At 67.3% G+C, this 18,241-nt stretch carries 17 protein-coding genes and 1 pseudogene; 9 read left to right on the top strand and 9 right to left on the bottom strand.

Features of this window, described 5'->3' with window-relative positions; genetic code table 11:
* The first annotated feature begins 279 nt into the window (after positions 1-279).
* Positions 280-1,758, top strand: coding sequence for an aldehyde dehydrogenase family protein (locus AC0LPE_RS11465; protein ID WP_490606238.1), 1,479 nt, complete (start codon positions 280-282; stop codon positions 1,756-1,758).
* A gap of 170 nt (positions 1,759-1,928) precedes the next feature.
* Here the strand turns inward: AC0LPE_RS11465 and AC0LPE_RS11460 are convergent, their stop codons facing one another.
* A complete protein-coding gene (locus tag AC0LPE_RS11460) occupies positions 1,929-3,374 on the bottom strand; it encodes an aldehyde dehydrogenase family protein (RefSeq protein ID WP_160875140.1) in 1,446 nt (481 codons plus the stop codon).
* The gene (gene gabT, locus AC0LPE_RS11455; RefSeq protein WP_490606237.1) at positions 3,371-4,756 is read right to left on the bottom strand and encodes a 4-aminobutyrate--2-oxoglutarate transaminase; all 1,386 of its coding nucleotides are present in this window, start codon (positions 4,754-4,756) and stop codon (positions 3,371-3,373) included. Before gabT ends, AC0LPE_RS11460 begins: the two co-directional genes overlap by 4 nt.
* A 168-nt stretch (positions 4,757-4,924) precedes the next feature.
* On the opposite strand from gabT, the pseudogene AC0LPE_RS11450 reads away from it, so the two are divergent.
* The 4 genes and pseudogenes from AC0LPE_RS11450 to AC0LPE_RS11435 all read left to right on the top strand — a co-directional run.
* A pseudogene (locus AC0LPE_RS11450) lies at positions 4,925-5,239 on the top strand (PucR family transcriptional regulator ligand-binding domain-containing protein); the annotation flags it as partial.
* 697 nt (positions 5,240-5,936) lie between these two features.
* Complete coding sequence (locus AC0LPE_RS11445) at positions 5,937-6,440, top strand: PucR family transcriptional regulator (protein ID WP_490606236.1); 504 nt, start codon at positions 5,937-5,939, stop codon at positions 6,438-6,440.
* Between the two features lie 191 nt (positions 6,441-6,631).
* Positions 6,632-9,637, top strand: coding sequence for an FAD-binding and (Fe-S)-binding domain-containing protein (locus AC0LPE_RS11440; RefSeq protein WP_237451183.1), 3,006 nt, complete (start codon positions 6,632-6,634; stop codon positions 9,635-9,637).
* Complete coding sequence (locus tag AC0LPE_RS11435; protein ID WP_490606235.1) at positions 9,634-11,121, top strand: NAD-dependent succinate-semialdehyde dehydrogenase; 1,488 nt, start codon at positions 9,634-9,636, stop codon at positions 11,119-11,121. Before AC0LPE_RS11440 ends, AC0LPE_RS11435 begins: the two co-directional genes overlap by 4 nt.
* A gap of 129 nt (positions 11,122-11,250) precedes the next feature.
* On the opposite strand, the gene AC0LPE_RS11430 is transcribed toward AC0LPE_RS11435, so the two are convergent.
* From AC0LPE_RS11430 to AC0LPE_RS11415, 4 genes are all read right to left on the bottom strand, one after another.
* Positions 11,251-11,469 (bottom strand): aromatic-ring hydroxylase C-terminal domain-containing protein, encoded by a 219-nt coding sequence (locus AC0LPE_RS11430; RefSeq protein ID WP_490606343.1) that lies wholly within the window; start codon positions 11,467-11,469, stop codon positions 11,251-11,253.
* 215 nt (positions 11,470-11,684) lie between these two features.
* Entirely contained in the window at positions 11,685-11,825 is a 141-nt protein-coding gene (locus AC0LPE_RS11425) for a hypothetical protein (RefSeq protein ID WP_006552001.1), read from the bottom strand.
* Between the two features lie 115 nt (positions 11,826-11,940).
* Positions 11,941-12,417, bottom strand: coding sequence for an SRPBCC family protein (locus AC0LPE_RS11420; RefSeq protein ID WP_230811013.1), 477 nt, complete (start codon positions 12,415-12,417; stop codon positions 11,941-11,943).
* 54 nt (positions 12,418-12,471) lie between these two features.
* Positions 12,472-13,845 carry a cytochrome P450 gene (locus AC0LPE_RS11415; RefSeq protein ID WP_490606234.1) on the bottom strand — a complete coding sequence of 458 codons (1,374 nt, stop codon included), beginning with the start codon at positions 13,843-13,845 and terminating at the stop codon, positions 12,472-12,474.
* Positions 13,846-14,038: 193 nt separating this feature from the next.
* Between AC0LPE_RS11415 and AC0LPE_RS11410 the strand changes: the two genes are divergently transcribed.
* Complete coding sequence (locus AC0LPE_RS11410) at positions 14,039-14,302, top strand: GlsB/YeaQ/YmgE family stress response membrane protein (protein WP_217579816.1); 264 nt, start codon at positions 14,039-14,041, stop codon at positions 14,300-14,302.
* Positions 14,303-14,565: 263 nt separating this feature from the next.
* Positions 14,566-14,631, top strand: coding sequence for a hypothetical protein (locus AC0LPE_RS11405; RefSeq protein WP_254707588.1), 66 nt, complete (start codon positions 14,566-14,568; stop codon positions 14,629-14,631).
* 53 nt (positions 14,632-14,684) lie between these two features.
* Here the strand turns inward: AC0LPE_RS11405 and AC0LPE_RS11400 are convergent, their stop codons facing one another.
* Positions 14,685-15,056 (bottom strand): winged helix-turn-helix transcriptional regulator, encoded by a 372-nt coding sequence (locus tag AC0LPE_RS11400; protein ID WP_006551996.1) that lies wholly within the window; start codon positions 15,054-15,056, stop codon positions 14,685-14,687.
* 86 nt (positions 15,057-15,142) lie between these two features.
* Between AC0LPE_RS11400 and AC0LPE_RS11395 the strand changes: the two genes are divergently transcribed.
* Entirely contained in the window at positions 15,143-15,553 is a 411-nt protein-coding gene (locus AC0LPE_RS11395) for a RidA family protein (protein WP_024100879.1), read from the top strand.
* A 10-nt stretch (positions 15,554-15,563) separates the two neighbouring features.
* Here the strand turns inward: AC0LPE_RS11395 and AC0LPE_RS11390 are convergent, their stop codons facing one another.
* Positions 15,564-15,917 (bottom strand): Zn-ribbon domain-containing OB-fold protein, encoded by a 354-nt coding sequence (locus tag AC0LPE_RS11390; protein ID WP_006551994.1) that lies wholly within the window; start codon positions 15,915-15,917, stop codon positions 15,564-15,566.
* A 486-nt stretch (positions 15,918-16,403) separates the two neighbouring features.
* On the opposite strand from AC0LPE_RS11390, the gene AC0LPE_RS11385 reads away from it, so the two are divergent.
* The gene (locus AC0LPE_RS11385; protein ID WP_490606342.1) at positions 16,404-16,721 is read left to right on the top strand and encodes an alpha/beta hydrolase; all 318 of its coding nucleotides are present in this window, start codon (positions 16,404-16,406) and stop codon (positions 16,719-16,721) included.
* 7 nt (positions 16,722-16,728) lie between these two features.
* On the opposite strand, the gene AC0LPE_RS11380 is transcribed toward AC0LPE_RS11385, so the two are convergent.
* Positions 16,729-18,021: a PucR family transcriptional regulator gene (locus tag AC0LPE_RS11380; protein ID WP_490606233.1), complete on the bottom strand. Its 1,293-nt coding sequence runs from the start codon at positions 18,019-18,021 to the stop codon at positions 16,729-16,731.
* Between the last annotated feature and the right edge of the window lie 220 nt (positions 18,022-18,241).

Genomic DNA, 18,241 nt, shown 5'->3' with positions numbered 1-18,241 from the left:
TTCCTGCGTCGCCGGTCCCGACCAGGCGCAAGCTCCGGGTTCGAATGGTCGCCGGCGGGGTACGCCACACAGATGCGATCGTCTGCAACGAGTGTTATCCGACGCCGCTGTCGGCAGTTCTCGGATACGAGGACATCGTGCGGACTCCGGCATCCAGACCGGCAGGTGGAGCCTATTTGTTCGAACAGATCAACACCACATTCGACGATTCGGTAAACGCATCGACCTTCGAGCCCGTCGTCGCTTTTCCCTGACCTACCTACCGTCGAGGAGTTCTCCATGACAACAACAGATCTCGGTTCCACCGCCACGTTCGCCGGGCAGCCGGTCGCCTCCCAGTTCATCGATGGGCAGTGGCGCGAGGGACGCTCCGACCGCGTCCTGACCGACACCAACCCGTTCGACGACAGCGTGGTCGCCACGATCCGCCTCGCCTCCGCCGAGGACGTCGACGCCGCCTACACCTCCGCCCGGGCAGCACAGGCCGAGTGGGCCGCGACCGGTCCCGCCGACCGCGCCGCGGTCCTGCGTCGCGCCGCGCAGATCCTCGAACAACGCCGAGCCGAGATCATCGACTGGCTGGTCGCCGAATCCGGCTCGACGCGGATCAAGGCCGATACCGAGGTCTCCCTGGCCATCGGCATCACTCAGGAGGCGGCGTCGTTCCCGTCCCGGGTCCACGGATCGATCTTCGATTCGAACACCCCGAACCGTGAGATGCGGGTGTACCGCAAGCCCATCGGAGTGGTCGGGGTGATCAGCCCGTGGAGTTTCCCGCTGCACCTGTCGCAGCGATCGGTGGCACCGGCATTGGCGTTGGGCAATGCCGTGGTGATCAAGCCGGCCTCGGACACTCCGGTGACCGGCGGCCTGTTGATCGCCCGGATCTTCGAGGAAGCAGGCCTACCGGCGGGAGTGTTGTCGGTGGTGATCGGCTCCGGTTCGGAGATCGGCGACGCTTTCGTCGAGCATCCCGTCCCGCGGTTGATCTCCTTCACCGGCTCGACACCGGTCGGCAAGCAGGTCGGTGCGGTCGCCACCGGCGGTGAGCACCTCAAGAAGGTGGCACTCGAATTGGGCGGCAACGCACCCCTGGTGGTCCTCGACGACGCCGACCTCGACGCGGCCGTCGAGGCAGCGGTGACCGGGTCGTTCCTGCATTCCGGACAGATCTGCATGGCCGTGAACCGCATCATCGTGCAGGCGCCGGTGTACGACGATTTCGTCGAACGGTTCACCCGAGCCGCGCAGGCCGTGCCCTACGGCGATCCCTCCGCAGACGGCACTTTGGTCGGGCCGGTCGTCAACGATTCGCAGTTGAAGGGCCTCGAGGAAAAGATCGAGCAGGCCCGGCACGCCGGAGCACGCGTTGCACTCGGCGGGAAGATCGACGGCCGGGTCGTGCCTCCGCACGTGTTCGTCGACGTCACACCCGACATGGAGATCGCCCGCGAGGAGATCTTCGGCCCGATGGTCGCGGTCCTGCGCGCCGACGACGAAGCACACGCCCTCGAACTGGCCAACGACCACGAATTCGGTCTGTCCAGCGCAGTCTTCACGCAGAACATCGACCGCGGACTGCAATTCGCGCATCGGGTCGAGGCAGGCATGACGTTCATCAACGAGATGACCGTTCAGGACGAGGCACACGTGGCATTCGGTGGCGAACGCAACTCCGGTCTCGGACGATTCAACGGCGAGTGGGCGATCGAGGAGTTCACCACCGATCACACCATCGGCGTGACTCGGCTGGTGTAGGCACGCAACAGCGCCTCCGCTACGCCGACGGATTCGACGACCGTCGCGGCCGTACGTAGCCCGACCGCACGCAGTCGGCATCCACGGCTGTGTCACAGCTACCGACCGGCTCCGATACGACACGCTGCCGTCTGCACCCTGCGCAGACTCGGGGTGCAGACGGCAGACGCTCACAGGGCGATGTACTTGGTGTCGAGATACTCCTCGATACCTTCGGCGGCGCCCTCCCGGCCGAAGCCCGATTCCTTCACACCGCCGAACGGTGCGGCAACGTCGGAGATGACACCCCGGTTCACGCCGACCATCCCGGTCTTCAGCGCCGACGCGACGCGCATCGCCCGATCGAGGTCGCAGGTGTAGAAGTAGGCGGCCAGACCGTATTCGGTGTCATTCGCGGCGGCGATCGCCTCGTCCTCGGTGTCGAAGATCGTGACCGCCGCGACCGGACCGAAGATCTCCTCCTTCAACAGCCGGACGTCGGCCGGCACCCGGTCGAGCACGGTCGGTGGGTAGAAGCTGCCCGTCCCGTCGGGGATCCGCCCGCCGGTGCGGACGCGGGCTCCTCGCTCGACCGCGTCGCGGACGAGTTCGTCGACCGTGGCGCGCTGCCGGTCGGTGATCAGCGGCCCCAGGTCGGTGCCCTCGTCGAGGCCGTGGCCGGTCTGCAGTGCGGCTATGCGTGCGGTGAGCTTGTCGGTGAACTCCTCGGCCACCGCCCGCGCGACGTGGAATCGGTTGGCTGCGGTGCAGGCCTCTCCCCCGTTGCGCATCTTCGCCGCCATCGCCCCGTCGACGGCCGCGTCGATATCGGCGTCGTCGAAGACCAGGAACGGGGCGTTGCCGCCGAGTTCCATCGAGGTGCGCAGCAGCCGGTCGGCGGACTGCCGGACCAGGTGCTTGCCGACCCCCGTCGAACCGGTGAAGGTGATCTTGCGCATCCGCGAATCGGTGATCAACGGCTCGGTCAGCGCCGCAGCATCGGAGGTCGGCAGGATGGACAGCACGCCGGCCGGCAGACCGGCGTCGGCGAAGACCTGGCCGAGCAACAGCATCGTCAGCGGGGTTTCCGCCGCGGGCTTGACGATGATCGGGCAGCCCGCCGCAAGGGCGGGACCGATCTTGCGGGTGGCCATGGCCAGCGGGAAGTTCCACGGGGTGATGGCCAGCACGGGACCGACCGCTTCCTTGGTGACGAGGATGCGTCCGTTGCCGGCCGGGGCGGTGGCGGTTCGACCACCGATCCGCACGGCCTCCTCGGCGAACCAGCGCAGGAACTCGGCCCCGTAGTTCACCTCGCCGCGCGCCTCGGCCAGGGTCTTGCCCATTTCGAGGGTGATCACGCGGGCGAAGTCGTCGGCGCGGGCCTGCACGAGTTCGAATGCGGTGCGCAGGATCTCACCACGCGTGCGCGGTGCGGTGGCCGCCCACTCGGCCTGTGCCGCACTCGCGAGCTCGAGAGCCTGCAGGCCGTCGGCCGGCGAGGCGTCGGCGACCTCGGCGAGCACCGCACCGGTGGCCGGATCGGTCACCGGGAACGTCGCGCCGGTCGAGGCATCGGCGAGCTTGCCACCGAGCCAGAGCCGGGTCGGAACATCGGCGGGAAGGGTGTGGTTCATCGGATTGCTCCTGCAAGGGACGTGGCGCCGGCGACCTCGCGGACGGCGGCGGTGAGGACGTCGAGACCGTCTTCGAGCAGTTCGTCGGAGATCACCAGCGGCGGCAGCAGGCGGATGACGTTGCCGTAGGTGCCGCAGGTCAGGATGATGACGCCCTGCTCGAGTGCCTTGGCGGCGATGGCCTTGGTCGCCTCGGGGTCGGGTTCACGGGTGCCGGGCTGCACGAATTCGACGGCCAGCATCGCCCCGCGGCCGCGGACCTCACCGATGATGTCGATGTCGGCCGCCAGCGCACGCAGCCGGTCGGTGGCGATCTGCTCGATACGGCGGGCCCGGCCGCACAGGTCCAGCTCGGCCATACGGTCCAGGGTCGCCAGCGCAGCGGCACAGGCCACCGGGTTGCCGCCGTAGGTGCCGCCGAGGCCGCCGCCGTGCACGGCGTCGATGAGATCGGCGCGACCGGTCACCGCTGCCAGCGGCATACCACCGGCGATGCCCTTGGCCAGGGTCATCAGGTCGGGGACGATGTTCTCGTCGTTGCTGGCGAACCAGTCGCCGGTGCGCGCGAAGCCGGTCTGCACCTCGTCGGCGACGAACACGATGCCGTTGGCCTTCGCCCAGTCCACGAGGGCGGGCAGGAAACCCTTGGCGGGCACGATGAATCCGCCCTCGCCCTGAATCGGCTCGATGACGATCGCGGCGACGTTGTGCGCCCCGATCTGCTTGTCGATCTGCGAGATGGCGCGGCGGGCGGCCTGCTCACCGCTGACCTCGGTGCCGTCGTGGTTCAGGCCCTCGCGGAACGGATAGGACGCCGCGACCCGGTAGATGTCGGGCGCGAACGGTCCGAAGCCCTCCTTGTAGGGCTGGTTCTTCGCGGTCAGTGCCATGGTCAGGTTGGTGCGGCCGTGGTAGGCGTGGTCGAACACCACCACGGCGCTGCGACCGGTCGCGACCCGCGCGATCTTCACGGCGTTCTCCACCGCCTCGGCGCCGCTGTTGAACAGCACCGTGCGCTTCGGATGATCACCCGGGGTGAGCTCGGCGAGCTTCTCGGCGACGGCGATGTAACCCTCGTATTGGGTGACCATGAAGCAGGTGTGCGTGAAGTGCGCGACCTGCTCGCTCACCGCGGCCACCACGGCGGGATCCGAACCCCCGACGCTGGTGACGGCGATACCGGAACCGAGGTCGATCAGCGAGTTGCCGTCGACGTCGACGACGACACCGCCGTCGACGTCGGCGGCGTAGACGGGCACGGACGAGGCGACGCCCGCGCCGACAGCATTGTGGCGGCGTTCGGTCAGAGCGACCGAGCGCGGGCCGGGCAACTCGGTGACGAGGCGACGCTGCTGGGGAAGTCGGTACTCCATCTCGGACATGAGGGTCCTTTCTCGATCATTCGCTCGGCGCGTGATCGCAGCGTCGCCGTCGACGGTGCGGTGCGGAGCAGGTGGTGATTCGAGTATCGAAGCGGGGACGGAACGGCTCCATATCCATTTCGTACAACCTGCTCCGAGGAAATACGCCGATTCGTCCACCGCCATAGGATGACGGTCATGAGCGTGGGCATCGCCTGGTTACTACGACAACCAGGACTCGGGCTGGCACTGCGGGCCGTACGGGCCGGGCAGGAGCGACTGATCGATTTCGTCCAGCCCACCGAACTCGTCGACCCGCGACCATGGTTGTCCGGAGGCGAACTGGTCCTGACCACCGGCCTCGGCCTGCGCGACGAGGAGGGTGGCGACTACGTCCGGCGACTCGCAGAGGCCGGGATTGCCGCACTCGGCTTCGGCACCGGCCTGTCGCACGAACAAATCCCTCCGTCGGTACTCGAGGCCGCCGACGCGGCGGGATTGGCGCTGCTCGAAGTGCCCTACACGACCCCGTTCGCGGCGGTCAGCCGTGCGGTGACGACGCGGCTCGCCGAGCAGGAGTACGAGTTGGTGCGCCGAGCAGCCGACACCCAGGTCCGCATCACACGGGCCGCACTGCGCGGGGGCGTGACCGCCATCGTGCGCGAACTGGCCGTCTCGACCTCCGCCTCGGTCGTGTACGTGGCCGAGCGCGACGATGCCGTGATCGCTCATCCGATGCCGGACCCGGACCTCACCGAGCCGATCGCCGAGGCGCGGCGGGACGGCACCGGGTCGGTCACCTTGATTCGCCCGGGGAGGACGGTGACGGTTCAGCCGGTCGTCCACGGCGGCATCGTGAACGGATACCTGGCGGTCCAAGCGGACCGACCCCTCCAGAACGTCGAACTCGTACTGATCGGTCACGCTGTCTCCCTGGTGACCCTCGAACTCGACAAGCCCCGGCGTCTGCGGAACGAACGAAACGACCTCGGGTCCAAGGTCTTCGACCTACTCGCCGCGGGTCTCCTGGACGCGGGCGATGCACTGGAGTACCTGGCCGACGCTGTCGGTCGACGCAACCGCGTCCGCGTCCTGCGGCTGAGCACACCGCATTCGTCCGAGGTGCGTCGGCATCTCGACATCGTTCTCGACGCCCGCCGGCGACCGTTCTACAGCCGCGAGGAGGGGGGACGAACTCACCGTGCTGTTGCGCGGCGACGACAGCATCTCCGACGTCACGGCGATGCTCGCCGACCTACCGGCGAAGCACGCCCGCCCCCTGCGCGCCGGCCTCAGCCCCGCCCATCGGATCGCCGAGGTCCGACAAGGACTCGAGCAGGCCGAGCATGCACTGCGCACCACCGACGCCACCTGTCGTATCGCGGAGTTCGATGCCACCCACGGCACCGCCCTCCTCGCCTCTCCCCAGGTACGGTCCGTGCTCGAATCCGTCGCCGCGTCGACCGTAACGGTCCTCGCCGAATACGACCGCGAGCGCGGCGGGCGCCTGGTTCCTTCACTACGCGCGTTTCTCGAAGCCAACGGACATTGGGAATCGGCAGCGGCCGCGCTGGACGTCCACCGGCACACGCTGCGCGGGCGCATCGCGAAGATCGAGCAGTTGCTCGATGTCGACCTCGGGGACGCGCGGGTACGGGCGGAATTGCTGCTCGCGGCGCTCATCGCCGACGCACCGACCAGCTAAGGGCCCGAAGAAGCTCGATTACGGATGCGGATGCGCAGGCGGTGTGCGTTGCGTTCGGCGTCGCCGCTTTGTACGCTCCGTGCATACACAGGATTGTCGACAATCCTACAAACTGGGAGGCGGCCGATAGTGTTCCTTGATCCGACGCGCCCACATTCTCTGCGGTCCCCGTTCCTGACGCGGCGCACGCGATGAACGACGACCAGCTCACCATAGGACAGGACGGCGGAGCTTCCTCGACCGACGAGAACGTCCGAGTTCGACTCCTCACCGACAGACTCCACGCACTGGGCGTCCCGATCGACACCTCGACGCGTCGACGGGCCGAGTACTCCTACGACGCCTCCAACTATCGGGTGCCACCCTCGGCCGTGGTCTTTCCTCGGTCGGTGGACGACGTCGTGACGGTGGTGACCGCCTGCGGCGACACCGGGATTCCGCTGGTCAGCCGAGGGGGCGGGACGTCGATGGCGGGTAATGCCATCGGCTCCGGTGTCGTCCTCGACTTCTCCCGGCACATGAACCGCATCCTCGACATCGACGAGACGTCCGGTGTCGCCGACGTCGAACCGGGCGTCGTGCTCGACACCCTTACGCGGGCAGTCGAGGACGCGTCCTCGGGTCGGATGACCTTCGCCCCCGATCCCTCGTCGAAGAACCGGGCCACGGTCGGTGGCGCGCTGGGCAACGACGCCTGCGGAAACCACTCGGTGCGCTACGGCCGCATGTCCGATCACGTCCACGAGATCGACCTCGTCACCGCCGACGGGTTCCGGCTCACCGCGGCGCAGCGAGGCCTGCGTGCCACCGACCCCGACGACGCGGCCGCTGCGGCTCGCGCGCAGCAGCTCGACGCCGAGCTCACCGCGTTGGCGGGCGAGCACCTGTTCGAGTTCCGCACCGAGCTCGGGAGGATCCAACGGCAGGTCTCGGGGTACCACCTGGACAATCTGTTGCCGGAGAAGCGGTTCGATGTCGCCCGTGCGCTCGTCGGATCCGAGGGAACGTGCGCGGTGATCGTCGGCGCCCGCGTCGAGTTGGTTCCCCGCCCGTCCAGCGCGTTGCTGGTCTGCCTCGGCTACGACGACGTCGTCGACGCAGCCCGCGACATCGGAACCATCCTGGAATTCTCTCCTGCGGCGGTCGAGGGTGTCGACGCGGCGATCGTCGAGACCATGCGGCTGCGTCGGGGCGAGAACTCCGTCCTCGGTCTCCCCGCCGGAAGCGCGTGGCTCTACGTGGACCTGGACGGTGACGACCCGGACTCCGTGGCCGCGGCCGCCGACGCACTGCTCGACAAACTTCGCCGCAACGGCCGTCTCGTCGACGGCCGCATCGCGGCCGACACCACCGAGCGCGCTTCCCTGTGGCGGGTGCGCGAGGACGGCGCCGGACTGTCCTCCCGTCTGGCGTCCGGTGGCGAATCCTGGCCGGGCTGGGAGGATTCCGCCGTCGCGCCGGAAAACCTCGCCGATTACCTGCAGGACTTCCGTGCACTGCTCGACCGGTACGGTCTGCAGGGGGTGATGTACGGGCACTTCGGCGCCGGCTGCATGCACATCCGCATCACCTACGACCTGCGCACCGAGGAGGGCCGGAAGGTCTTCCGCGAGTTCACGCACGAAGCCGCGCGTCTGGTGGTCCGTCACGGCGGATCGCTCTCCGGAGAACACGGCGACGGCCGTGCCCGCTCGGAACTGCTGCCGGTGATGTACTCCGCGCGGATGATGAGCGCATTCCGCGCCTTCCGCACGATCTGGGACCCGCAAGGCATCCTGAACCCGGGATCGCTGACCGACCCGGCACGGATCGATGAAGATCTGGCGTTGGCGGGCGTTCCCGAACGCACCTGGCGTACCCACTACGACCTGCACCCGATCGAGGCGGTCCGTCCCGACGGCGCGCGGCCGCAACACACCCCCGACCCGTGGGTGCACGCCGTCCAGGGCTGCATCGGCGTCGGACGGTGCCGGGCCGACGCCGGGGGCGTGATGTGCCCGAGCTACCGCGCGACCCGCGACGAGAAGGATTCGACTCGCGGCCGGGCCCGGGTCCTGCAGGAGATGGTGCGCGGCGCCCGCACGATCGAACAAGGGTGGAAGTCCGAACAGGTGCGTGAGGCACTCGATCTGTGCCTGTCGTGCAAGGCCTGCTCGACCGACTGCCCGGCCGGCGTCGACATGGCCACCTACAAATCCGAGTTCTTCTCGCACTACTACGACGGCACACGACGACCGGTATCGCACTATTCGCTGGGGTGGCTGCCACGCTGGCTCCGCGTCACGGGGTTGGCAGCACCGCTGGTCAACGCGGTCCTGCGCACTTCTCTCGCCAAGCGCGTCGCCGCTCTCGGCGGCATCTCCCCCGACCGGGTACTTCCGCCTTTCGCCTCCCGGCGGGCCTGGAAGAAGGCCGTGAGCGACGCGCTGAGCGGCCGGTCCGGTTCGATGCCGGTGGTGCTGTTCGTCGACACCTTCACTCGCGGGTTGCGGCCGGAGGTCGCCGGTGCCGCCGCCCGCGTGCTCGCCTCGGCGGATCAGCAGGTGAGCTGCTCCGCGGACGCGTGCTGCGGACTGACGTGGATCTCCACCGGCCAGCTCGACACCGCGAAGAAGAAACTCTCCCACGCCGCCCGCACACTGGACGACGGCACCGACCGGCCGATCGTCGTCGTCGAGCCGAGTTGCGCCGCCGCCCTGCGCAAGGACCTGCCCGAGCTGGTGCCCACCGAGGCTGCGCGTCGCGTCGCCGCACGGGTCCACAGCTTCGCGTCCTACCTGGACACCATGGTGCGCAACGGCTGGACACCCGCTCCTGCACAGCCGCTACCGAACGAGATGGTGCTGCAGACCCATTGCCACGAGTACTCCGTGTTCGGCGCCGGAAGCCATCGCCGGATCCTGACCGCAGCGGGAGTCGACGACGTCCGCGACGCGGTCGGATGCTGCGGCGTAGCAGGAAACTTCGGATTCGAGAAACAACACCACGACATCAGCATGAAGGTCGCCGAGACCTCCCTCGCCCCGGCACTGCGCGCGGCCGACGACGACTCCGCGGTGGTCACCGACGGATTCTCGTGCGCGATGCAGGTCGCACAGATCGACGTGTCCTGCCCGGGGCAACATCTCGCAGAACTGCTCGATCCCGGGCCACGAATGTCGATGAACAACACCATCTCCGAGGAGGAAAGCGCATGACCGATGCAACGATTGTCGGGACACGGGTGGGCGTCTCCGACGCAGTGTCCCGCGTCAGCACAGGATTGTTCATCGACGGTGAGTGGGTCGAATCGAGCTCCGGTGAACGATTCGAGGTCGTCGCCCCGGCGACCGAGGAGGTCGTCGCGACCGTCGCGAACGGCAACGCCGACGACGCCCGGCGTGCCATCGAAACCTGCGCCCGCGTGCAGAAACACTGGGCGAAGACCGCTCCGCGCGAACGCAGCGTGATCCTTCGCCGGGCCTACGAGCTCATCCTGGAGCGGCAGGACGAGTTCGCGACCATCATGACCACCGAGATGGGCAAACCCTTCGCCGAGGCGAAGGGCGAGGTCGCCTACGCGGCGGAGTTCTTCCGGTGGTTCTCCGAGGAAGCCGTCCGCATCCGCGGTGATGTGACCAGCACCGGCGACGGCGCGACCCGCATCCTGGTGTCCAAGGAGCCGGTGGGACCCTGCGTCCTCGTCACGCCGTGGAACTTCCCGCTCGCCATGGGTACCCGCAAGATCGGACCCGCCATCGCAGCCGGGTGCACCATCGTCTTCAAACCCTCGGAGCTGACGCCGTTGACCTCGCTGGCCCTGGTCGACGTGCTCGTCGAGGCCGGTGTGCCCAAGGGTGTGCTGAACGTCGTGCCCACCACCGCACCCGGGGAGGTCGTCTCGACCTGGATGTCGAGCGGTATCGCACGCAAGGTCAGTTTCACCGGTTCGACCGCGGTGGGCATCCGGCTGCTCGAACAGGCATCCCAGCACGTGATGCGCAGCTCGATGGAGCTGGGCGGAAATGCCCCCTTCATCGTGTTCGAGGACGCCGATCTCGACCGGGCCGTCGACGGCGCGCTCGCCGCGAAGATGCGCAACATGGGTGAGGCCTGCACCGCTGCGAACCGCATCTTCGTGCACCGCGCGGTCGCCGATCGGTTCGCCGAGAAGCTCGCTGCTCGGATGGATGCCCTCGTCGTCGGGGACGGCCTGGTCGAGGGTAGCCAGGTCGGTCCGTTGGTCGAGGAGAAGGCTCTGACGAAAGTGGAGCGTCTCGTCGCCGATGCCGTGGAACGTGGAGCGCGCGTGGTGTGCGGCGGAAGCCGACCCGAGGGACCCGGCTACTTCTACCCACCCACCGTCCTCGCCGACGTGTCGAAGGACGCCGCGTTGATGAGCGAGGAGATCTTCGGACCGGTCGCGCCCATCATCGTCTTCGACACCGAGGACGAGGTCGTCGAGATCGCCAACAACACGCCCTGGGGACTGGCCGGATACCTCTTCACCCAGGATGTCGACCGCAGTTTCCGTGTCAGCGAAGCGCTCGAGGTCGGCATGATCGGGCTGAACACCGGCATCGTGTCCAATCCCGCGGCACCGTTCGGCGGCATCAAGGCATCGGGTCTCGGACGCGAGGGAAGCACCATCGGTATCGACGAGTTCCTCGAGGTCAAGTACGTCGCTGTTCCTCGTCGGTGACGCATGGTCTCACTGCGCCGCCGATCCTTGCGCGCCGAACCGTGTTTCGACGCAACTGCAACGCGCGCGAAGCCCTGTTCGGCGCGCAAGGTCGGTACGGTCTACCCGCGTAGGTCAGGAATCACCTGCTCACGCAACGGTTCCTGGTCGGCCGGCCGCAGTGCCGCACCACTTCGCGAGCGCGGCGTCGAGACCGTCCGTCGAGCCCCCCACCCATGCCACGTGCCCGTACGGGCGCACGACCACAGCCGACGGCGCGTCCCCCTCACCGAGCAACGACAATCCCCAAGCGGCGTCGTAACGCGCCCACACGAGGTCGACGCATTCAGGACGATGCCCGGAATCGATTGGTGGACCGTCGAATTGCAGCAGAAGTGGGCGAGCCCGAACACTCGAACCGGCTTCTCCTCGGCAATGACGTCGAGATCCGGCATGCGTCGTCCCAGCAGCGGGTGTCTCTCACCGAGGTCGTAGGCGACGTCGAGGCCGGAGATCAACGCCGCGATCGGTGAGCCGGCATCGTCGACGCGGAGCACCTCGTCGATCAGATCGCGCAGGGCCTCCTAGCGCGAATCGGCCTTCTGGATGCCCAGGCCGACACCCAGTCCGCCGGTGGGGAGTTCCTCGGTGACCCGCACTTCGGCGATCAGGCTGCTACGTGTCGCAGCCGACCCCTCGAATCCGATCCCGGCCTCGCAGCGCACGACACTGCGCCCACCACGTACCGAGCCTGGTGCACCCGAAGGTCGCGGTGTTCACCGTTCGCCCCTCGGCAAGGAGTCGCCCGGCGATCCCTCGATGATCGACGAGCGTCCCGGGTCAGCCCTCGATGATGCGCTTGATCGCGTCCAGGGTCGCCGGAATTCCGCTGCGGGCGGCCTGCTCCCGCGCGGCGATCCGGGCAGGTGCCTCCGCCCCCAACTTCTCGTGGAATAATTTCTGCCCGGCTTCGGTGAACTCCCAGGTCTCCGTGAGTTCCGTGCCGGCGTCCGCGGGCTTGATGACGTAGCTCCAGCGCACGAGGCCCGGGCCGACCGACCATGCGAACTCGCGGCCCGGGGAGGCGACGACGACCTTCGACCGGGCCTCCCAGATGCGTTCGGGGGTGACGTTCCGGCCGGTGAAGAAGGAACCGACCTCGGGGCCCTGCCCTTCGTCCCACCAGCACTCCGCGCAGACGGGCGACCATTCACCCGTGCGGGTGACGTCGGAGACGAGGGCGTACACCTCGTCGGGGGTGGCGGAAACGACAACGGAGGACTCGAAGGTCAGGGGTGTGGTCTGCATGGCCACCATCCTGCCCTGTCCCGATCAGTGCGGCGCGACGCACCTGCCTGCCTTTGCCGACGACTACGCAGCGACGGCTCTGGTCCCCACACGCGCGGGCACGGGTCCGGCCGCGACCAAGGTGAACGGCGTCTTTACCGGAAAATCGTCGTGAAGGGATTCCACCTCGAGTTTTCGCACCACACTGGCGAGGCCCAGGATTGCTTCGAGCATGGCGAAATGATCTCCGATGCAGGTGCGTGGGCCACCACCGAACGGCAGATACTGCCACCGCGACCTGTCTACCGATTGCCCGGAGGCGAACCGATCCGGGTCGAATTTCTCGGGCTCGTCCCAGAGCGACGGATCATGGTGGAGCGCGTAGGTGCCGACGATCGTATTCGTCCCGGCAGGGATACGGTAACCGTCGACCTCCACGTCGCGCATTGCCATTCGCGCGGCCGTCGCTGCGGGCGGACACATCCTCAGTGACTCATGGACTATCTGGACGGTGTAGGGCAGATCCCCGATATCGCTCGCGCGCAACAGGCGGTCTCCGATGGCTGCAGCCTCCCGCGCCACCCGCTCCTGCATCTCGCGATTGCGGCCGAGCTGCCACAAGCTGTAGGCGAGAGTGGTCGCGGTGGTGTCGTGACCCGCGAAGAGAAACGCGAGCAACTCGTCACGGATTTTCTCGTCGCTGAACGCTCTGCCAGTGACCGGATCGGTGAGCTCGAAGAACAGCTTGATCAATTCGGCGCCATTGCCAGCACCGCTCCGCGCGGCGTCCATCGCCTCGTCGAGCGTTTCGGTGACAACAGCCAACGAAACACGGAAACGATGACGGGCACGTGTCGGCAGCCATGTCGGGGTTCGTATCGGTTGCAGGGCACGTCGTCCCACGAATTGCACCACCTGTCCGAGTGGAACTCCGACAGCTTCGGATTTCTCGCTGAGATCCGTTCCGAAGAGTGACCGGCCAAGGACACGCAGGGTGAGTCGCCGGGTTTCGGTGTCGAGATCGATCGACCCGCCCTCGCTCCACTCTGCCGCCATCGTGTCGGCGACCTCGGCGATCCGGTCGGCGTAGACCGCTACGTGCTTCTTGGTGAACAAAGGCTGCAACGCACGACGGTGCGGCACCCACGAATCGTGAGGAAGATTGAAGAGATTGTCGCCGACCCACACCCGTCCCTCGACGTGGACGGTCATTTCCTTGTCGAAGGAACCGTCGAAACCGCCGAGAACATCGTGGGCGCCCTGCGGTGAGGTGACGATAGCGAAGGTCGGCGCCCACCGGGCAGGACCGATATGTACGAGGGTGACCGGCCCGCCTGCATCACGGAATTTCTCGGGACCGGTATCGAGATGTCGGAGTGCCCGGATGCGGTCGATCAAATGCATCGGCACGTCGGGCGCAATCGGAAAATCCTGGGCCTGTGCGCTTGTCCTGGCCATTCTCCGAGTGCGGTCCGCCTCGGACGGTCACACCAGACCCACTACCGAGTCATTGCGCAACCGCAACCTTGCTGAACTCGAAGGGCAGGCTCGCATGTAACAACAGTTTGACCCGTGGGAAGACCGGATCTCGAATTGCACTTTCGAGACGTAAAGCGGGGTCCGCGTGAGGATGTCCACTTGTACTCGCGCAATGTTGATCATCGGAATCATTCTGTTCGGGCTGCTCGTCGGCGCGGTGGCACAGCTCGTCGTGGGCAGGTCCGGGACCGGGATCGACTGGACTCTCGCGTTGGTCGCGGGCGTCGGTGGTTCGTTCATCGGCGGTCTACTCATCAGCCTTCTCGCAGGTGACGGACTCGAATTACGCCCCAGCGAGATCATCGGCTCCCTCGCCGGCGCGATCATCGTGACCGCTGCCTGGTCGGCCTGGAAGTCCCGGTCGCGTCAGGCCTAGCGCTATCGGTATCCCGCGACGAGAGACGATGCCCGAGTGACCTCACGCCCCGCAACCGAGCAGCGACTGCTCGACATCGTTCCCGGAAATCCGGTGTGCCGGGTCGTCCTGGACCGGACGGGTGAACTCGGCATCGGAGACTGATATCTCACCGCGGGCGGAGTCTTCCAGACGGTCTGGAACTTTCTCGACGGCCGCGACCGGCAGGCCGGCATCCGGGACTACGGGTCTACGCTCCGCACGGTTTCGACGACCTGTTCGGGATGGTGCTCCGCCCGAATCCGGTGCTGGCACCTCGCAACGTGTACGAAGCGAAAGCCCGACGATGACAGGTGGAATGGCCTCGATTGGTCGTCGAACCGTGGCCCGAGCGCTGACATCCTCATTCGCCGAGATCCTCGTCGAATCTGCGTCGCGCTTCCTCGATGCGAGGAAGATTCGTCGACGCCCACATCAACAGAGCGTCGATCGGTTCGCGCACCGTCTTCCCCAGTGGCGTGATGCGGTATTCGACCGCGACGGGGCGGGTGTTCACCACCCGGCGTTCGACGATTCCGTTGCGTTCGAGTCTGCGCAACGTGGTCGTCAGGGATTTCTGCGTGACCTCGGGAACGGCGCGCCGCAGCTCGTTGAAGCGGCGCGGAGCCTCGCACAATTCGGTGAGCACGCTCAAGGACCACTTGTCGAGGATCTGCCCCAACAGTTCCCGGTGGGCGGCGACGGCGAGCAGATCGTGGTCAGCGGTATCCGACATGAAACCTGGTTTCGTTGAAGTGACTTCCGGATACCAAGTATAACTCGGATACCATTTGGTTCCGACCCCAGGAGAACTCCATGTCCGTGTCCGTCACCCTGTTCAGCCCCGAAGGCACGCTGCCGAACGCTCCTTACCACCACGTCGCAGTCTCCACCGGCACGCGACAGGTCCATCTCGCCGGACAGGTCGCATACATGCCGGACGGCTCACCGATTCCTACCGAGCTGGCCGGTCAGGTGGCCCAAGCGCTGCGCAACGTCGCACGAGGCTTGGACGGAGCCGGCGCGACCTTCCGCGATGTCGTGCGCCTGACGTTCTACGTCACAGACTGGCATCCCGAGAAGATCGGACAGTTCATGGCCGGTGTGCAGGCCGTCGCGCAGGAGATCGATCTGCCCGATCCGATGCCGCCGGCATCGCTGATCGGTGTCGCGGCGCTCTACGAACCTGTCGTGCTCGTGGAGATCGAAGCCACCGCGGTTCTCGAGGGATGAGCGTCGTAGATCAGGCCGCGCAGATCCCGAAGACGGGGAATCCGTCGTCACCCGCAGTGGACCGGAACGCGACCCGCACCCGGGCCTCGGCGCAGTCGGGGAACGATCCTTCGATCTTCGAGTAGAGCCATGGCCCGTCGTCGAGTTCGACGATTGCGAGGGTGACCGCGCTGTCGTCCTGCGCGCCGTCGTCGAGCGGTTCGACGACCTTCCAGGACACGATCGAGCCGGTGCCGGAGCAGCGGGCGGACTCGAGGTTCGCGCCGCCGCAGGAGGAGCAGCACGCTGTCTCCGGAGCGTGAAGCGTCGTGCAGCTTCCGCAGCGCAGGATCGTCATGCAGTTCTGCGTCGCGTGGGGCGCCATCGCAGTCCTTCCGTCAACGGAAAATGTCCGAGCCACGAAGCGGTCCGTCGTAGAGGGGGGCGGGACCCCGACGGGCCGATGACGTGGCTCCGATCATCGGCCCCCTATTCGAAGGTAGGTCGACTCGGGAGCTTTTCCATCGGTACGCGAGCACACAGATCGTGGGGGTTCGCTGGTCGCAGCGCACAATGCCGGGTCGGTCGACAGGGGCTTTCGGGTCGTTCGGGCCACCGGATATCACTTGGACAAGCGCCCGAATAAACCTCCCTACCTGCAGATCTTCCCTACTTCGACGTGTTCCAGCTCGCACCGGCACCCAGTGCCACGCGCGGACACTGTGCGCACAGCCCGAATCACTACCGAAACAGTGTGCAGCCGCACCGGTGAACCGAGGGACGTTCGTCCTTCACGTGGAAGACAGCGGCACCCGATTCGCCGGGTCGACTCGCCCGCAAGCTCGGCCACTCCAACGCCGCACACTGCGCGCTGCTGCCCGGCAACGCACTCGAGGCGCTGGCCGGTCTTGCAGGACGTCGCCAGGAGTCGGGGCGGCTCTGCCCTGCCGACGCGGATCTGTCGGGCATGCCGCCCACGCTCATCCAGGTCGGCTCGCACGAATTGTTCCTGGTGGACGCGGAGTCGATGGCCGACCGTCTCGCCGACGCCGGTATCGCGTGCGAACTGCAGGTCTGGGACCGGCAGGTGCACGTATTCCAGGCCGCCGCGGATCTGCTACCCGAAGGAATCCGCGCGATCGGCGAGATCGGACGGTTCGTCCGCAGCGCCGTGCCCGGCTCCCGATAACGGGCCGTCACCCGGGCGAAGGTGGACCTTCCGAATCGGGCGCGAGCACGGCGGCTCCGAGCCAGTGGCACAGCGCGAGCGCGTTCTCGAGGTCGAGTCGACACTCGCGGACACTGTGCCCGATCTGCTCCTCCGCCTTGCTGATCCGGTAGGCGACCGAATTCCGGTGCAGATGGAGCTTTTCCGCGGTGGCGACGAAACTGCCTCCACTGGACAGGAACTCCCGCAGTGTGTGCCGCAGTTGTGCGGCAGCGGGATCGTCGGCGGCGAGGCGGCCGAGCACATCCCCCACCCAGGCGCGCGCCCATTCGAGATTCGTGCACATCAACGCGACCGCGCCGACCTCGTCGATCGAGACGAGACGTGGGACCGGCAGAGCCGATGTCAGAGCCACCTCCCGCGCCCGCGCCGCCTGCCGATGGGTGCGGACGAAACCGTCGATCCCCTCCTGCGGCGCTCCGACGGCGACACCGACGGGTCGCTGCCAGGCCGCGACGACCCCGGACAGTCCGCTCGGGTCGATGCGATCGACGGTACCGAGCGGGATCCATGCCCAGGCGGTGTACTCGTCGAACTGTTCGAACAGCACCCGACCTCCCCGCCCGAGATGTTCGGCCAAGGCCGTCACCGCCTGCTCGAGGCCGTTCCATTCGGTGCCGGACCGGTCCCCGCCGACCACTTCGATGTCGTCCGTCCAGACGATCACCCCGAGGTGGTGCTGGCCGAGCCGGTAGCCGAGGGTGCGCTCGGCGTCCCCCACCTCGATCGGCCGTCCGGCCAGGATGTCCTGGATGCGGGCGGTCCGGGAGGCGTTGCGGTTGAGCAGCCAGGTGTCGCGCTCGGCCTCGTAGACCCCGAGCAACTTCTGCGACACCCCATCGATCCCGGCAGAGAGTTTCATCAGGATCTCCACGCCCGCCTGCATCACTGCCGCGGCGTCGTCGCTGAGTCCCGCCAGCACCTCGAGGCACCAGCGCATGATGCTGTCCTGCGCGAGCCGGTTGCTGCGGTCGACCACCGAGACCGGGAATCCCTGCCGGGCCAGCATGCGCACCAGTGAATAGGACGCCGCCGGGATCTCGATCTCGGCAAGATCGTCCCGCAGGAACCGGGTGATGGCTGCGACACCCTCCTCCGCGGCCTGGGCGAGGGAGCGGCGGGTGTGGCGGTCGGTGGACATCGCCTCGATCTCGGCCGAGATCCGCTCGGTCATGTACTGCGTGATCTCGGCCTGCCGCGTCGTCGACAGGTCGGCGACCGCCTCGATCAGTGCACGCGTGGCGGGTCCCGGATCGCCCACTCTGTGGGTGTCCTGTCCGATCTCGTGAGGATTCATCGTGTCCGATTCCGGAGGCTGCGGCGTCTGTCCGGGCGCACTGCCCTCGCCGAGCGCACCGCCTCGACCGTAACGGCTCGGGGCGGGCCGCCACCGCGGATCGGGGCGTTCATCGGGCAACGATCGTGCCGACACTCACGCCGGGTGTTGTCCGGACCCGTCGGTTGCGCCGCCTAACCTGTCA

The sequence above is a fragment of the Rhodococcus sp. S3 genome (assembly GCF_058211795.1).
The sequence above is the reverse complement of the archived record's forward strand: the minus strand, read 5'-3'. Positions and strand labels throughout refer to the sequence as shown.